This is a genomic window from Streptomyces sp. NPDC047982 (assembly GCF_043204165.1).
Classification (GTDB): Bacteria; Actinomycetota; Actinomycetes; order Streptomycetales; family Streptomycetaceae; genus Streptomyces.
On record NZ_JBIDBS010000030.1, the window covers coordinates 29,096 to 45,640 of the forward strand.

At 71.9% G+C, this 16,545-nt stretch carries 11 protein-coding genes and 1 pseudogene; 3 read left to right on the top strand and 9 right to left on the bottom strand.

What is annotated here, in order from left to right:
- Positions 1 to 136 precede the first annotated feature (136 nt).
- From ACGF2V_RS28650 to ACGF2V_RS28660, 3 genes are all read right to left on the bottom strand, one after another.
- Positions 137 to 5,638 carry an Ig-like domain repeat protein gene (locus ACGF2V_RS28650; protein WP_362710106.1) on the bottom strand — a complete coding sequence of 1,834 codons (5,502 nt, stop codon included), beginning with the start codon at positions 5,636 to 5,638 and terminating at the stop codon, positions 137 to 139.
- A gap of 328 nt (positions 5,639 to 5,966) precedes the next feature.
- Positions 5,967 to 6,119: a hypothetical protein gene (locus ACGF2V_RS28655; protein ID WP_362629402.1), complete on the bottom strand. Its 153-nt coding sequence runs from the start codon at positions 6,117 to 6,119 to the stop codon at positions 5,967 to 5,969.
- 42 nt (positions 6,120 to 6,161) lie between these two features.
- The gene (locus ACGF2V_RS28660; protein ID WP_362710103.1) at positions 6,162 to 6,449 is read right to left on the bottom strand and encodes a hypothetical protein; all 288 of its coding nucleotides are present in this window, start codon (positions 6,447 to 6,449) and stop codon (positions 6,162 to 6,164) included.
- Positions 6,450 to 6,734: 285 nt separating this feature from the next.
- On the opposite strand from ACGF2V_RS28660, the pseudogene ACGF2V_RS28665 reads away from it, so the two are divergent.
- Positions 6,735 to 6,830 (top strand): annotated as a pseudogene (locus ACGF2V_RS28665) (IS481 family transposase); the annotation flags it as partial.
- Between the two features lie 174 nt (positions 6,831 to 7,004).
- Entirely contained in the window at positions 7,005 to 7,202 is a 198-nt protein-coding gene (locus ACGF2V_RS28670) for a hypothetical protein (protein ID WP_362629396.1), read from the top strand.
- A 143-nt stretch (positions 7,203 to 7,345) separates the two neighbouring features.
- Here the strand turns inward: ACGF2V_RS28670 and ACGF2V_RS28675 are convergent, their stop codons facing one another.
- The 6 genes from ACGF2V_RS28675 to gcvPA are packed head-to-tail and all read right to left on the bottom strand — an operon-like array spanning position 7,346 to position 14,706.
- A complete protein-coding gene (locus ACGF2V_RS28675) occupies positions 7,346 to 8,656 on the bottom strand; it encodes an MFS transporter (RefSeq protein ID WP_362629057.1) in 1,311 nt (436 codons plus the stop codon).
- Positions 8,649 to 9,623 carry a 3-hydroxyacyl-CoA dehydrogenase family protein gene (locus ACGF2V_RS28680; RefSeq protein WP_389047824.1) on the bottom strand — a complete coding sequence of 325 codons (975 nt, stop codon included), beginning with the start codon at positions 9,621 to 9,623 and terminating at the stop codon, positions 8,649 to 8,651. The genes ACGF2V_RS28675 and ACGF2V_RS28680 overlap by 8 nt, the downstream gene beginning before the upstream one ends.
- Entirely contained in the window at positions 9,620 to 10,387 is a 768-nt protein-coding gene (locus tag ACGF2V_RS28685) for an SDR family NAD(P)-dependent oxidoreductase (RefSeq protein WP_362629054.1), read from the bottom strand. The genes ACGF2V_RS28680 and ACGF2V_RS28685 overlap by 4 nt, the downstream gene beginning before the upstream one ends.
- A gap of 26 nt (positions 10,388 to 10,413) precedes the next feature.
- The gene (locus ACGF2V_RS28690) at positions 10,414 to 11,607 is read right to left on the bottom strand and encodes an NAD(+)/NADH kinase (protein WP_362629051.1); all 1,194 of its coding nucleotides are present in this window, start codon (positions 11,605 to 11,607) and stop codon (positions 10,414 to 10,416) included.
- 4 nt (positions 11,608 to 11,611) lie between these two features.
- Positions 11,612 to 13,309 carry an aminomethyl-transferring glycine dehydrogenase subunit GcvPB gene (gene gcvPB / locus ACGF2V_RS28695; RefSeq protein WP_362710099.1) on the bottom strand — a complete coding sequence of 566 codons (1,698 nt, stop codon included), beginning with the start codon at positions 13,307 to 13,309 and terminating at the stop codon, positions 11,612 to 11,614.
- Positions 13,306 to 14,706, bottom strand: coding sequence for an aminomethyl-transferring glycine dehydrogenase subunit GcvPA (gene gcvPA, locus ACGF2V_RS28700; RefSeq protein ID WP_362629047.1), 1,401 nt, complete (start codon positions 14,704 to 14,706; stop codon positions 13,306 to 13,308). Before gcvPA ends, gcvPB begins: the two co-directional genes overlap by 4 nt.
- A 155-nt stretch (positions 14,707 to 14,861) precedes the next feature.
- Here gcvPA and ACGF2V_RS28705 point away from each other — a divergent pair, with 155 nt between their 5' ends.
- Positions 14,862 to 16,502, top strand: coding sequence for an amidohydrolase (locus ACGF2V_RS28705; protein ID WP_362710096.1), 1,641 nt, complete (start codon positions 14,862 to 14,864; stop codon positions 16,500 to 16,502).
- Positions 16,503 to 16,545 lie beyond the last annotated feature (43 nt).

The window sequence follows — 16,545 nt, forward strand, 5'->3', positions numbered from 1 at the left end:
GAATCCGAGGATGACGGCGACCCGCGGCGCCGCTTTCCCGGGCTCCTGGATCTGGTGGCCGCCTGGACGCCGGACGCGTGCACGCCCGCGCCGGGCCGCGGTGTGCGGCCCGGCGCGGTCTGTGCGGTCGGGTGGGTTACGGGACCGGCGGGTACGGGACGAAGTTCAGGCCCGCCGTGACCGAGGACGGTGCGAAGCAGGCCGCTCCGGCGAACGACGCCTTGTAGCTGGCCGCCCTCACGATGGTGCCGGGAACGGTGACGGGGGGCGGGGCGAGGGTCGCCACGCCGCTGGCGTCGGTGACGGCCGTGCCGATCAGGATCGGCCCGTTCACCGTGTTGGCGGTGAAGGTCACCGTCATGCCGGGGATGGGTGCGTTGGTCGCGGCCTTCCTCAGCCTCGCGTTCATGGTCGGGATGACGAGGGTGCCGTTGAACCGCCGCCGGACCTGCCGGGGTGCGGCCGTAAGAGTGGTGGCCACGCTCGTCGCGTTGATGACCACGGAACCCGTCGACGCCTTGAAGCACGGTGCGCCGTTGTAGTGGGCGGTGATGGTGCCGGAGGACAGGCTGGGGGAGCTGAGGCATGCCTGCCCGGCGGCGTTGAGCGCGACCGTCGCGTTGAGCCCGCCGGGACCCGTGAACGTCACCGTCCCGGTCGGCGTACCCGAACCGGGCGCGTTGGTGGTGACCTTGGCGCAGACCGTCACCGACTGACCGCAGTCCGACGGGTTCGGTGTCGCCGTGACCGTCGTGGTGGTCGCCGCCGGGTTGACCGTGGCGGTGGCCGTCCCGGTCGAGCCGGTGAAGCACGGCGTGCCGTTGTAGACGGCGGTGATGGTGCCGGAGGACAGGCTGTTCGTGATGAGGCATGCCTGCCCGGCGGCGTTGAGCGCGACCGTCGCGTTGAGCCCGCCGGGACCCGTGAACGTCACCGTCCCGGTCGGCGTACCCGAACCGGGCGCGTTGGCGGTCACCGTCGCGCACACCCCCACCGGCTGCCCGCACACCAACAGGTTCGGCACGAGCGCGACCGCGGTGGTGGTGGCGGCGGGGTTGACCGTGACGGCGACGGTACCTGACGAGCCGGCGAAGCACGGGCCCTCACCGTTGTACGTGGCGGTGATCGTGCCGGTGGGCAGGGAGGTCGAGGTGATGCATGCCTGGCCGGCGGCGTTCAGCGGCACCGTCTGGTTGAGCCCGCCGGGACCCGTGAACGTCACCGTCCCGGTGGGCGTGCCCGAACCGGGCGCGTTGGTGGTGACCTTGGCGCAGACCGTCACCGACTGACCGCAGACGGACGTGCCGGGGGTCGCCGTGACGGTCGTCGTGGTCGCCGCCTCGTTCACAGTGACGGCGACAAAGCCGCTGGAGCCGCCGGCGCAGCCGCTGCCGTTGTACGTGGCGGTGACGGTGCCGGTGGCCAGCGAGGTCGTCGTGACGCATGCCTGGCCGGCGGCGTTCAGGGCCACCGTCTGGTTGAGCCCGCCGGGACCTGTGAACGTCACCGTCCCGGTGGGCGTGCCCGAACCTGGTGGGGTGATGGTGACCGTCGCGCAGAGTGTGACCGACTGGCCGCAGACCGATGTCGACGGTGTCGCCGTCACCGTCGTGGTGCTGGCGGCCGGATGGACCGTGAGGGAGGCGGCGCCGGCGGACGGCAGGAAGCAGTTGCCGCCGTTGTAGACGGCGTTGACGGTGCCGGCGCTCAGCGAGGTGCTGGAGAAGCACGCCTGTCCGCCGGCGTTCAGCGGCACCGTCACGTTCAGCCCGCCGGGTGCGGTGAAGGTGACGGAGCCGGTCGGCGTGCCGGAGCCCGGCGCGTTGGTGGTGACGGTTGCGCAGAGCGTGACCGACTGGCCGCAGACGGACGGGTTCGGCGTGGCCGTCACGGTCGTGGTGGTGGCGGCCGGATCGACGACGAGGGTGACGGAGCCCGAGGAGGCCGCGAAGCAGGGGCCCTCACCGTTGTACGTGGCGATGATCGTGCCGGAGATGAACGACGTGCTGCTCAGGCATGCCTGGCCGGCGGCGTTCAGCGGCACCGTCTGGTTGAGCCCGCCCGGGCCTGTGAACGTCACCGTCCCCGTCGGCGTCCCCGAACCGGGCGCGTTCGTCGTGACCTTCGCACACACCGTCACCGACTGACCGCACACCGACGGATTCGGCGTCGCCGTCACCGTCGTGGTGGTCGCCGCCTCGTTCACCGTGGCGGTGGCCGTGCCGGTGGAGCCGGTGAAGCAGGGCGCGCCGTCGTACGTGGCGGTGATGGTGCCCGTGGCCGGCGACGTCGAGGTGATGCAGGCCTGGCCGGCGGCGTTCAAGGCCACCGTCTGGTCGAGCCCGCCGGGACCCGTGAACGTCACCGTCCCCGTCGGCGTACCCGAACCGGGCTGGTCGGTCGTCACCGTGGCGCACAGGGTCACCGTCTGGCCGCACACCGACGGGTTCGGCGTGAGCGAGACCGCGGTGCTGGTCGTGGCCGGGTCGACCGTGACGGAGGCGGTGCCGCTCGACGCGGTGAGGCAGGCTGCGCCGTTGTACGTGGCGACGATGGTCCCCGTGGCCAGCGACGTCGTGGTGACGCAAGCCTGGCCGGCGGCGTTCAGCGACACTGTCTGGTCAAGCCCGCCCGGGCCGGTGAACGTCACCGTCCCCGTCGGCGTCCCCGAACCCGGCAGATTCGTCGTCACCGTCGCACACACCGTCACCGGCTGACCGCACACCGACGGGTTCGGCGTGAGCGAGACCGCGGTGCTGGTCGTGGCCGGGTCGACCGTGACCGTGACGGTGTCGCTGGACGCGGCGAAGCACGGGCCCTCGCCGTTGTAGACGGCGGTGACGGTGCCCGGGGCCAGGGTGGTGGTGGTCAGGCAGGTCTTGCCGCTCGGGTCCAGGCTTACCGTCTGGTTGAGGCCGCCGGGACCGGTGAACGTCACCGTGCCCGTCGGCGTCCCCGAGCCGGGCGCGTTGGTGGTCACCGTCGCGCACAGCGTCACCGTCTGCCCGCACACCGACGGGTCGGGGGTCGCGGTGACCACCGTGGTCGTCAACGCCTCGCTCACCGTCACGTCGACCGTGCCGGTGGAGGACGCGGCGCAGTCGTCGCCGTCGTAGGTGGCCGTGACGGTGCCGGAGAGCGTGGCGGGGGCGGTGAAGCATGCCTCGCCGGTGGCGTTCAGCGGCACCGTCTGGTTCAGCCCGCCCGGGCCGGTGAACGTCACCGTCCCCGTCGGGATCCCCGAGCCGGGCGGGTCGATGGTGACGGTCGCGCAGAACGTGACCGTCTGGCCGCACACCGCCGGGTCCGGGGTCGCGGTCACGGTCGTGGTGGTCGCCGCCTGGTCGACCGTGACGTCGACGGTGCCGGTGGACGGGTTGGCGCAGGAGCTGCCGTTGTAGGTGGCCGTGATCGTGCCGGTCTCCAGCGACGTGGTGGTCAGGCAGGCCCCGCCCGTGGCGTCCAGGGTGACCGTCTCGTTCAGCCCGCCGGGCCCGGTGAAGGTGACGGTGCCGGTCGGGGTGCCCGAGCCGGGCGGGTCGACGGTGACGCCCACGCACACCGTCACCAGCTCACCACAGACCGAGGGACCGGGCACTGCCGTCACCGTGGTGGTGGTGTCGGCGGGGCCGGCCGTGACGGCGACGGTGCCGGACGAGCCGGCGAAGCAGGGGCCCTCGCCGTTGTACGTGGCGGTCACCGTGCCGGTGGGCAGGGAGGTCGAGGTGATGCATGCCTGGCCGGCGGCGTTCAGAGCCACCGTCTGGTTGAGCCCGCCGGGACCCGCGAACGTCACCGTCCCCGTCGGCGTACCCGAACCGGGCTGGTCGGTCGTCACCGTGGCGCACAGGGTCACCGTCTGGCCGCAGACGGACGGGTTCGGGGTGGCGGTGACCATCGTGGTCGTCGACGCCTCGTTCACCGTCACGTCTGCCGTGCCGGTGGACGGGTTGAAGCACGCCGCGCCGTTGTAGACGGCCGTGACCGTCCCGGTGGTCAGCGTGGTGGTGGTCACGCATGCCTGTCCGGTGGGGCCCAGCACGGCGGTCTGGCTGAAACCGCCCGGGGCCGTGAACGTCACCGTGCCCGTCGGAACGCCGGAACCGGGGGCGTCGATGGTGACCGTCGCGCAGAACGTCACCGACTGGCCGCACACCGACGGGTTCGGGGTGACGGCGACGGCGGTCGTGGTGTCCGCCGGATTGACTGTCACGTCCGTGCTGCCGGTCGAACTCAGTGCGCAGCTGTCGCCGTTGTAGGTGGCCGTGATCGTGCCGGTGGCGAGCGCGGTGGTCGTGACGCACGCCTCGCCGGTGGCATCGAGGGTGACCGTCTGGTTCAGCCCGCCGGGGCCGGTGAAGGTCACCGTCCCCGTCGGCGTACCCGAACCGGGCGGGTCGATGGTGACCGTCGCACAGACCGTCACCAGCTCGCCGCAGACCGACGGATCGGGGATGGCGGTGACCGAGGTGGTGGTCGCGGCCTGGTCGACCGTGACCGCGACCGCTTCGGCGGAGCCCGCGAAACAGGAGCCCTCGCCGTTGTAGACGGCGGAGACCTCTCCGGTGATCAGTGTGGTGGTGACACAGGCCTGGCCGGCGGCGTCGAGGGGGACGGTCTGGTTGAGACCGCCGTCGGCCGTGAAGGTCACCGTGCCCGTCGGTGTGCCCGAACCCGGTGGCTGGGTGGTGACCGTCGCGCAGATGGTGACGTCCTGTCCGCACACGGACGGGTCGGGGGTGACCGTGACGTCGATGTCCGTCAGTGCCTCGTCCACCGTCACGTCGACCGTGGCGGTGGACGGCGTGGCACAGGAGTCGCCGTTGTAGGTGGCGCTCACCGTGCCGGTGGTCAGCGAGCCGGTCGTCACGCAGGACTGGCCGGTGGGGTCCAGTGCCGCGGTCTGGCTGAAGCCGCCGGGCCCGGTGAAGGTCACCGTGCCCGTGGGGACGCCGGAACCGGGGGCGTCGGTGGTGACCGTCGCGCAAAGGGTGACCGGCTGGCCACAGACCGACGGGTCGGGGCCGGCCGTCACCACTGTCGTCGTGTCCGCCTGGTCGACCGTGACGTCGACGGTGTCCGTGGAGCTCGTGGCGCAGTCGTCGCCGCTGTAGGTGACCGTGACGGTGCCGGTGCTCAGCGCCGCCGTCGTCACGCAGGCGTGGCCGCTGCCGTCGAGCACGGCGGTCTGGTTCAGCCCGCCGGGACCGGTGAAGGTGATGGTGCCGGTCGGGGTGCCCGTGCCGGGCGGGTCGATGGTGACGGTCGCGCAGAGGGTGACGGTCTCGCCGCAGACCGAGGGGTTCGGGCCGGCCGTCACGACGGTGGTGGTGTCCGCGGCGTTGACGACCTGGGTCACGAGGCCGGACGACGACGGGTCGAAGGTGCTGTCGCCGCTGTAGGCGGCGATCGCCTGGTGGGTGCCGACGCCCAGGTCGTCGACGGTGACCTGGGCCTGGCCGGCGGCGTCCAGAGGGGCGACGATCGTGGGCCCGTCGTCGCTGATGATGACGCTGACGGTGCCGGTCGGGGTGGTGGTCTCCGGCGGTTCCGGGGAGACCTGGACGGTGAAGGTGACCGACTCCCCGCAGACCGAGGGCTGGGGGGACGATGTCAGCGTGGTGATGGAACTGGCCAAGGTGCAGCCTCCTTTGGGAGTGTACGGGGCCAGAGCGACCCGACGCCCTTTCGGGTGACAGCGGAAATGGCACGCCGGAATGAAAGGAGCCGTGTCGGCGCATTACTCGCCGACCGCACAAGCGGACGCCGGGGATTCATTCTCCGGCGCCTCCCAGTAGGCGCCCTGGGCCCGTTCATCCGCCATACGGGTGCACGCAAAGGCACCCGTACGGCGGAGCGCCCAGGGGGCCGGGGGCGCAATTCAGATATTCTCCGGTACCCACCGGCGCGGGAACGCCCATAGGCCGTCCGCCCCGCGCGCGGAAAGGGCACCGGCGGTACGGCGACTACTGGTTGACCACGATGACGGTGCCGCCGCCGCGCCGCCGCGCGGCTTCGGCCTCCTGGCGGGTGGGGTAGTCGCGCGTGACGCCGTTCGGCAGGACCAGCCGGTAGATGGTCGCCCGTCCGCGGGCACGTGCACCGCAGTTGCATCCCATGGGAACTCCTCCTCCGTACTCCTGTACTCCGTCGCACTTTCTTCAGTCGAGCCAGGCGGACGCCAGGCCCGCCAGGTAGGACAAGGTCAGGATCATGGCGAGTGCCCGGAATACGGTGGTGTCGCCGGCCAGGAAGGCGAGCGGCACGACCGATGCGGCGGCCCAGGTCCCCGTGCACCAACCGCAAGTGACCAGATAGGCGGGACCGGATTCGTCCCCGAAGCGTTCGGCCACCCACGTGCGCAACCCGGCAGCCAGTACGTCTTTGGTTATGAATCTGGTAATACGACAAATCGCGCCGAGGGTCAAAAGAAATACCACCGGGTCCATGTAATTCATCGTAAGACGAGCCATATTCATGCGATAGGCCCTTGCGCAAGCATTTCCATGAAAGGAATACGCAAGGAAATCACGTGCTGTTGTGGTGCTTGTGGGGCGGCACTTCTCCGGGCCGCTGGCCCGGACGCACGGGATCACCGGGACACATGTTCGACCTAAGGGCTGTCCTGGGAGGTTGTGGACGGGTGATGCAGGTCTCGGTCGAGGGATCTCGAACGGGTGAGGGCCTTCCGGTTTGGTGTGGATTGCGACGTCTACACCAACAGAAAGGCCCTCGTGCCCCACCGTAATGCACCCCTGACCGAGACCGGACGCCTGCGCCTGGCCCGCTGCGTGGTCGAGGACGGCTGGCCCCTGCGCCGGGCCGTCAAGACGCTACGGTCCTCGGAGGCCCCGCCGAGCCTGCGTGCGCGTGGGTCTCCTGCGGTGCCCACCGCTCGGCCGCCGGGAGGCTCTGCACTCGCTCCCCCGGCGCCCTGACGGCCGTAGGCCGCCAAGCAGGAACCGCGCTCCGCCCCACCCGCACGCACGGACCAGGCACTGCGCGTGCTGCGGACCCTGGCCCGGCCGTTCGTCGAGACGCCGCCGAGCCCGGCGCTGTGCGGGTTCCTCCTCACCGGTCAGGACGGCATGCGGCTCTGCATCGTGGTCGAGGAGGCCGACGGGCTGGTCGAGGAGGAACGCTGGACGGTTGACGAGACCGACCCGCACCGCGTCCGCGCGGTCGACCTCACCACCTGGTGACAGCCGCTCGCCGCTCCGGCCCGCCCGGGCGGGCCGGAGCGGCGAGCGGCGGGCCGGGCCGCAGGAGGCGGATCCGGAGGACACCGGGGGGCGGCCCAGGGCACGGACGCACCGGCTCCGTGCCGCACGCGCCGCAGAAGCGGTCAGGTGAGGTGGCCGCCGTACCGCTTCGTGGCGAGGTGGGTGCAGATCCAGGTGATGAGCCCCATGACCATCATGTAGGCCGCGATGGGCCACCACTGCTCGCCCGACCAGGCGTACAGGCCGGTCGCGATGAACGGGGACAGACCGCCCGCGAACACTGCGGCGATCTGGTATCCGATCGATACCGCACTGGATCGCACCTCCGCCGGGAACAGCGAGCCCATCATCGACGGCTGCAGCGCGTACATCACACAGGCCACGACGATGGTGACGATCATGGCAATCGTGACGGCCACCATGTTGCCGGTGTTGACGGTGAGGAAGAACGGGAAGGCCAGCAGTACCGACAGCGCCGCCGCGGACAGGTACATCCGACGTGCGCCGAAGCGGGCCGACACGGCCCCGAAGTACGGGATCGTCAGGATCTCCACGAACGCCGCTATGAGCGCCGCGTTGAGCAGCGCCGCGCGTTCGAGGCCGAGCGCGGTGGTGCCGTAGCTGAGCAGGAAGACGGTGACGACGTAGAACACGGAGTTCTCCGAGAACCGCATGCCGCCCGCGAGCAGGATGACGCGCCAGTGGTCGCGGACCGCGGAGCGCAGCGGCATCGCGACCTGCTTCTTCTCCTTCACAAGCTTCTCGAACTCCGGGGACTCCTCCACCGAGACTCGGATCAGCAGCCCCACGATGACCAGCAGGAAGCTCGCGAGGAACGGGATGCGCCAGCCCCAGGAGAGGAATGCCTGCTCGTCCATGCGGTTGATGAGCACGAAGGCGCCCGTCGACAGGATCGTGCCGGCGGGCACGCCCATCTGCGGCATGCTCCCGAAGAACCCCCTGCGGCCCTTGGGTGCGTGTTCGACGGCCATCAGTGCGGCCGCGCCCCACTCGCCGCCGACCCCGAAGCCCTGGACGAGACGCAGGAGCACCAGCAGGATCGGCGCGGCCACCCCGATCTGCCCGTAGGTGGGCAGCAGGCCGATCGCCGCGGTCGCTGCGCCCATCACCAGCAGCGTCACGACCAGGACCTTCTTACGGCCCAGCTTGTCGCCGAGGCTGCCGAAGACCGCGCCGCCGATGGGTCGGGCGGCGAATCCCACGCCGAAGGTGGCGAACGCCAGCAGGGTGCTGATCAGCGGGTCGCCGGTGGGGAAGAACAGGTCCCCGAAGACGAGCGCGGACGCCGTGCCGTAGAGGAAGAAGTCGTACCACTCGATGCTGGTGCCGATGAAGCTGGCGAAGGCCACCTTGTGGGGTGAGACGGTGCGCCGTGGCGCGTCGTCGGCCGTTCTGGGGGTCGTGTCAGTCATGAGGTCTTCCGCCTTCGCTGGTGAGGGCCGCCCTGGTGGGCGAGTCGTGGGTGTGCGGCCAGCGGAAGAATCCCTGGCCGGTCTTCTCGCCGAGATGCCCGGCCAAGACCATGTCGCGCAGGATCCGCGGCGGCTCGAAGCGGGGTCCGAGGGTGGCGGCCAGATGCTCGGCGATGGCGAGCCGGACGTCGAGGCCGACCATGTCGCTCATGCGCAGCGGTCCGACACCGTGCCGGTAGCCGAGTTCCATCCCGGTGTCGATGTCCTCGGGTGTGGCGATGCCCTCCTCGGCCATCCGCATCGCCTCCAGTCCGATCGCCACTCCGAGACGGCTCGTGGCGAAGCCCGGGGAGTCGGCACAGCGGATCTCCGTCTTGCCGAGGTGGCGCGCCCACGCGGAGGCGGTGGCGACGGCCGCGTCGCTGGTCTGCGGAGTGCGGATCACCTCCAGGAGCGGCGTGGTGGGCACCGGTTGAAAGAAGTGCATTCCGCAGAAACGTTCCGGCTGGTCCAGGGCCGCGGCCATCTCGGTGACCGCCAGCGAGCTGGTGTTGGTCGCGAGGACGCCGCCGTCCGCGACCAGCCGTTCGGCCATCCGCAGGATCTCGGCCTTCAGGACCGGGTCTTCGGGCACGGCTTCGAGGACCATGTCCGCCGGGATGCATGCGGCGAGGCCGCCGACCACGCGTGCCCGGCCTGCGGTGCCGCCGGGGGAAGCGGCGGTCAGCCGCTCGCGAGCCCGCCGGGCGGACGCGGGATCCGGCTCGACGACCTGGACGGTATGCCCCCGGGAGACGGCCAGTTCCGCAATGCCCAGGCCCATCTTCCCCGCGCCGAGGACCAGGAGCGTGGCGGCACCGAGGTCCGGGTCCGTCGAGGATTTCGGGTCCGGGGCCGCGGTGGTGCCCGTGGCCCCGGTTGCGGCGCCGTCCTCCCTTCCTCCGGGAAGGGCGCCCAGGGCGCTCACAGCTTCGGGGCGAGCTGGAGCCCGCCCGCCACGTTGAGCGTCTCACCGGTGATGAAGCCGGCTTCCCGTGACGCGAAGAACGCGACCGCCGAGGCGATGTCCTCCGGTGTCGCGACCCGGCCCAGGGGCGTCATACGCGCATACCGCTCGAAGTTCTCGCGCCGGGTGTCGCCCATGTCCATGGCGTCGACGAACCCCGTGTCCACGGGGCCGGGGGCCACCACGTTGCACGTCCCGCCGGTCGGGGCCAGGTCCTGCGCCACCGACCGGCACAGGCCCACCATTCCGGCCTTGCTCGCCGAGTAGGCCGGGTTGCCGCCGGCCAGCCACGTGCGTGAGCCGATCATGACGACACGGGCGCGCGGGCTGTCCATCAGCGCCTCCATGGCCGCGGCCGTCACCAGATAGGCACCACGCAGGTTGATCGCCAGCGTGGCGTCGAACGCCTCGAGTGCGGTGGTGGACATGGTCCCCGGCGGGGCGACGCCCGCGTTGTTGACGACGACGTCGAGGCGGCCGTGGCACCCCAGTACGGCGTCGACACCCGCCCGAACGGCATCCGCGTCCGTGACGTCGAGTCCGACGGCGAACGCGCCGTCGATCCCGGCCGCCGTCCGCTCGGCGGCGGCCAGGTCCCGGTCGCTCACCGCGACGGCGAAGCCGTCGGCGGCCAAGCGGCGGCAGCTCGCGGAGCCGAAGCTTCCCGCCCCTCCCGTGACCATCGCCACGGGGCGCCCCCGCGCCCCAGTCGGTGTGTCGTTCATCCTGTGTCCTTTCCTCATCGAGATCGTCAGGCGGCGTCGACCCCGGCCGCGTTCGCGCTGCGCACCGGCATCACGGCGTACTGCTGCCACCCGGTGACCACCCGGTGGTAGCCGGCGAGGAGTTCACCGAGCTCCGGCGTCGGAGTGTCCACCCACAACGGTCCGCCGGCGAGCGCCGCCAGCTTTTCGGGCGTCGCGGCGAGGAGCAGGTCCGCCGGTCGCAGGCGCGCGAGGAACGCCGCGTCCAGCTGCTGGTTTCCGCGCCCCAGGATCATGCCCTGTCCCCCGACCGGGGACAGGAGCAGCCGCGGGCGCCGCCCGGCGGTGAGATCCGCCAGGCACCGGGCGTCCACATCGCGACCGACCGTCGTCCCGCCGTCCACCACGTCGATTCCGAGCAGGGTGTTGCGCACCCCGAGAGCGCGGGCGGCGGCGGCGACGGTCGTGCCCGGTCCGAGGACCCACAGGTCGTGCTTCCGCATCCGGCGGGCGCACTCGGCGGCGAGCCCTGCGACCCCGGCGGCGTCGCCCCCGGAGCGGCCGGCCCCCACCTTGCCGCCCTGCAACCCCGCTGTCCGGGCCGGGACGGGCAGGTGGCCGTGGAGGGAGGTGGAGAGCACCCCGGCGCGCCGGGCCTCCTCGTCGTGGTCCACCACCTCCGCCTGGCGGGTCGTCACGGCATACCCGGCGGCGGCAGCGCGCAGCACCTCCGCCGCCAGCAGTCCCGCGGTGCGCGGCGAGCGCGCGAACACGCCGGAGTGCATCTTCACGCCGCCGGGTACGCCGACGACCGGGGGCAGGCCCCGACTGTCGGCTCCGGCGCGGCCCGCGGCGTTCCGGTAGACGGCTGCGACGTCCCGTGCGGTGCCGTCGCCGCCCGCGACGAGGAGGATGTCGACGCCCCGGTCCAGCAGCGCGGTGACGGTGCGTCGGGTGTCCTGGGGGGTCGTCGTGTCCCCCGGAGCCCGGTGGACCACCTCAACGCGGCACCCTGCGTCCTGGGCCGCGTCCTCGCCCAGAGCGCCTCCCCCGGTGAGCACCGGGGCGCCGGGCCATGCCTCGATGAGGGCGGCCAGCGCGCCCCGGGCCCGCTGCGGTGCGGCCGCAACCGCGCCGCGCTCGCGGGCGCGGCGCTGTGTGTCGGCGCCGTCGCTGCCCCGCAGCCCGGCCGGGCCGCCGATGCCCGCGACGGGGTTGACGAGGAGTCCTACGGTCGGCATGCGCTCACCGGTGCTTCGCCTTGGGCGGCCGCTGTGGCAGGGGCAGGTCCGCCGCGGCCTGCCAGCGCTCGGGCTCGGGGAAGACCTCGCCCTCGTACTTGCGCCGGTAGGCGCGCCAGGAGGTCGCCCAGGTGTCCGGGTCGCTGACGGCCTCGTCGTCGACGGTGTGGATCGAGCTGCGGTGCGGGGCGGCCCGTACCAGCTGCGGATCGGTCCGGGCCTCGTGGGCGGTCTGCTTGATCGCTGCGACGTACTCGTCGAGTTCGCGCCGGGAGTAGGACTCGGTCGGTTCGAGGGTTACCGGCTCGGGCACCACGTACGGGTGGTGGCTGGTCCAGTAGTGCATCCCGTGGTCGGCCATCCGCGCGCCGATCTCACCGCTGGTGACGCCCGTCTCCGCGGTCAGCTCCGCCCAGCTGTAGCGCACCTGTTCGATGCGGTGCTGTCCCTGCGCGTACGGCACGGAGAGACCGTCGATGTCGGCGAGCGAGGCCAGGACGTAGTTGTTGTTGACGATCGCGGTCTCGGCCACCTGCCGCAGCCCCTCGCCGCCGAGCGCCCTGGCCCACGCGTAGGCGCGGACCAGGTTGGGCACGACGCCGTAGAAGGGGCGGACCGAGGCCGTTGCCGTGGTGCCGCCGTTCTCCCAGTCGAGCCCGTCCGCGCCGCGCACCAGGCGCGGGCCCGGCAGGAACGGGGCGAGAGCGTCCGTCGCGCCGATCGCGCCCGCAGCGGGACCGCCGCAGGCGTGCGGTGTGGAGAACGTCTTGTGCAGGTTGAAGTGGCACAGGTCGAAGCCCGCGTCGCGGGCCCGGGTGATCCCGAGGAGCCCGTTGGCGTTCGCCTGGTCGTACACGCAGAGCCCGCCGACCGCGTGCACGGCCTCGACGTACTCCGTGATGCGGGGGTTGAAGATGCCCGTGTCTTCGGGGTTGGTGATGAACAGGGCCGCGGTGCGCTGCGAGACGGCTCCGCGCAACGCGTCGAGGTCGGGGAACCCCGTCTCGTCCGGATAGAGGGTGATGACCTTGTAGCCGGCGGTCCGAGCAGTCGCCGCGTTGGACGGGTGGGAGAAGATCGTGGTGATGATCTCGTCCCGCTGCTCGTGCTCGCCGCGGGCCCGGTGGTACGCCTGCACCGTCTTGACGTTGGCGTAGATAGCCGCGGACCCGGCGCCCGCCTGGAGGCAGACCGCGTCCATGCCGGACACCTCGCGGAGGATGTCCTGGAGCCCGGCGAGGATCTCCAGCACGCCCTGGACGGTGGACGGGTGCTGGAGCGGGTGCAGCCGGGCGCTGCCCGGTGCGGAGACGAACCGCTCGTTGGCCTTCGGGCTGTATTTCATGGTGCAGGTGCCCTGGCCGATGTCGACGTTGAGGTCGGCGCCGAGGGTCTCCTGCGACAGGCGGAGGTAGTGCCGCAGCACCTGCGACTGCCCGACGCGAGGCAGGCGGGGCACGTCCGCGCGCCGTACCGCCTCCTCGGGGGCATCGGCCAGGGCGGCGGCAAGAGCGTCGTCGGTACCGGGGACCGCGATCCCGCGGTGTCCCTGGTCGTCGAGTTCGAAGATGACGGGTTCGTCCCACCGGGGGGCGTGGTAGTCGCGCCGCATGCCCTTGCGTGCCTGCCACCGGCCGCCATGGGCACCGGCCGCGGCGGTGCTGCTGGCGGCCTCGTGATGGGTGGTCGCCTGGTCGGTCATCGCAGGATCTCCTTCAACTCGCCGGCCAGCCGGTCGATGTCGGCGGCTGTGTGCTTCTCCGTCACGCAGACCAGGGCAATCCCGCCGTCCCCCGGTGCGCCGGTGCCGGGAAGGAGCGACGACGGCAGCTCGGCGCCGCCGAAGATCCCGCGTTCCCGCAGCAGCGCGTCGACCTCGGCGACGGTGCGGCCCGGGTAGCGGACGGCGAACTCGCGCCAGTGCGGAGCATCGGCGTGCAGCACCTCGACTCCGGCCTCGGCCAGGCTGCGCATCGCGTACCGGGTGCGGGAGGCGACCCCGGCCCCGAGTTCGGCCATGCCGCCGGGTCCCATCAGGGAGAGGTAGACGCCGGCCGTGATGCCCCACAGGGCGGCGGCCGTCCCCACCCACTCGATGCCCTCCTCGCGGCGGGCGAGGGAGGTGCGCTCGTAGGCGACGTCGCAGAACCCGAGCTCGCCCGCCTTACGGGTCGGCGCGAGGCCGAAGAGCCGGGAGGGGAACTCGAAGACGAACCGCTCGTCGTCGTGGGTGGCGATGAATCCCCCGTGCGCCCCGCCGTAGTGGAGACCGAGGCCGAGGGACTGGATGTCACCGCAGACGATGTCCGCGCCCCAGCGGGCCGGCGGGTCCGTGAAACCGAGGGCGAGCGGGTCGGTCCCGCACACCACGATCGCACCCGCACGGTGCGCGGCATCCGCTATCTCACGGGCATGCCGCTCCAGGACGCCGTAGGCGTTGGGGGTCTCCAGGTAGACCGCGGCGACATCGTCGCCGAGGCGCGCGGCCACCTCCTGGGGCCGTGTCAGACCGGTGGCGGGGTCGACGGGGAGCATGTCGACCGTGAGGACGCCGTCCAGGTAGCCCTCGATCTTGCCGAGCTTGTCCGGGAGCGTTGCCCCGGTCACCAGCACCCGAGGGCGTCCGGTGATCCGCCCAGCCATCCGCAGGCCGGTCGCGGCGGCCTGGAAGCCGTCGTAGGTGGGGACGTTGACGACATCCATCTCCAGGAGTTCCGCCATCAGGGAGACGTACTCGAAGAGGGCCTGCCACTTGCCGTGGTCCTCATAGGTCTCGCCGGCGTAGGCGGTGAGGAACTCGGCGCGGCCGTTGACCTCGCCGCAGACCGCGGGGACCCAGTGGTCGTAGCAGCCCATGCCGAGGAATGACAGGTTCTCATCGACGGTGGCGTTCCGTCCGAGCAGGTCCATCATGTGGCGGGACAGCTCGTACTCGCTGGTCAGCGGTGGCCCGATGTCGAGCGGGCGGCTCATGCGCAGCTGCGCGGGGATCGAGGCGAGGAGTTCGTCGACGTCGGCGACGCCGATCACCTTGAGCATTTCGCGCTCGGTGTCCGTCGCCGCGTTGGGGATGTACGGGTGTGCGGGTGGTACGCCCATCTGTGTGCCGTGCCTTTCGCGGTCCCAAGTGGGTGACGCGAGAAGTCAGCCACAGCTTCCCGCCGATCCGATCTGTACAGAGCGGCGAAGGAGGGAGCCCGGATGTACAGGGTGTCCAGCACCCGGCTCGGCGGTGCCTGCCTAGGGTGACGCGCATGGAACTGGACCTGCTGCTCACCGATGCCCGCGTCGTCACGATGGACGAGGGCCGCCCCTTCGCCCGCAGTGTCGGGATCTGGCGGGGACGGGTGGTCGGCGTGGACGAGCAGGTGGAGGGGGTGCGCGCCCGGCGTGAGGTCAGTGTCGGCGGCGCGACCGTGGTCCCCGGGTTCAACGACTCGCACAACCACATGGCGCAGTTCGGCCAGCGCCTCGGGGAGATCGACTGCAGCGCGCTGCGTTCGCGGGACGAGCTTCTCGGCCTGATCGCGGCGCGGGCGGCCGAGGCGGCCCCGAACGCGTGGATCACCGGCTCGGGATACGACCAGACGGTGCTGGGGGGCCATCCACTCCGCGAGGAGCTGGACCGCGCGGGCGGCGGCCGCAAGGTCCTGCTGCTGCACCGCACGAGCCATCTGCTGGTCGCCAGCACCGCGGTCTTCGAGGCGGTGGGCGCGATGACGGCGGCGTACCCGGATCCGGAGGGCGGAACGGTGGAACGGCATGCCGACGGCACGCCGACCGGCCTGGTCGCCGAGCGGGCGATGGCGGAGTTCCGCGGGCTGCGCAAGCCGTTCCCGCAGCGCGATCTGATCGACGCGCTCCGCGCCGCATCCCGCGTCTATCTCGCCGAGGGGCTCACCTCGGTCTCCGAGGCCGGCATCGGAGACTCCCCTCTCGTCGGGTCGAGCCCGGTCGAGGGCGGTGTCTACCAGCGGGCCGTCGAGGAGGGCGCGATCCGCCAACGCGTCCAGCTCATGGTCGCGATGGAGAACCTGCACACGTTGGCCAGTGCGGACACCGATCCGTTCCGGCGCGGGCTCGACCTCGGCCTGCGCACCGGCCTGGGCGACGAGCGGCTGCGCATCGGACCGCTGAAGATGTTCACCGACGGCGCGTTGATGAGCCGGACCGCGTCGATGACGGCGAACTTCTGCGGCCACGACCACGCGGGCGCCATGCAGTTCACGGCCGAGGAGCTCACCGGTACCGCCGTGGACGCGGCCGCCGCGGGCTGGCAACTGGCCGTCCACGCGATCGGCGACCACGCTGTCGATGTGGCCCTGGACGTGCTCGGTGCGGTCGCCCGCGCGGGGGGCCGCACCGACCCGCGCCACCGCATCGAGCACGCCTCCGTGGTCCGTCCCGAGCAGCTCGACCGGTTCGCCCGGCTCGGCGTCATCGCCTCCACCCAAGGCCGGTTCGTCGCCGAGCTGGGCGACGGAGTCGCCTCCGTGCTCGGCGAGGACCGTCTGCCGTGGACGTACCGGCACGCGTCGTTCGCCGAGCGCGGCATCGTGGTCGCCAGCGGCTCGGACCGGCCCGTCGTCGCCGACGGCGGCCCGCTTCCCGCGATCCAGTCCATGGTCGAGCGGCGCACGCCGTCGGGCCGGCTCTTCAACGGCCACGAGGCGGTGTCCGTTCTGGAGGCGCTGCGCACCTACACCGTCGGTTCGGCGTACGCGCAGCGCACCGACCACGAACTCGGCCGCCTCGCCCCCGGCTGCCTCGCCGACATAGTCGTCCTCGGCCGGGACATCACCACCTGCGCGACCGAGGAGATCGGCGGCACGCCGGTCCTGGCCACGGTGGTGGGCGGTGTGGCGGAGTACGACCCGCAGGGGATCTTCGGCTGACGGCGGACCACGGCCGTCCGGCGGACCTGGTCGGTCCGGCGGA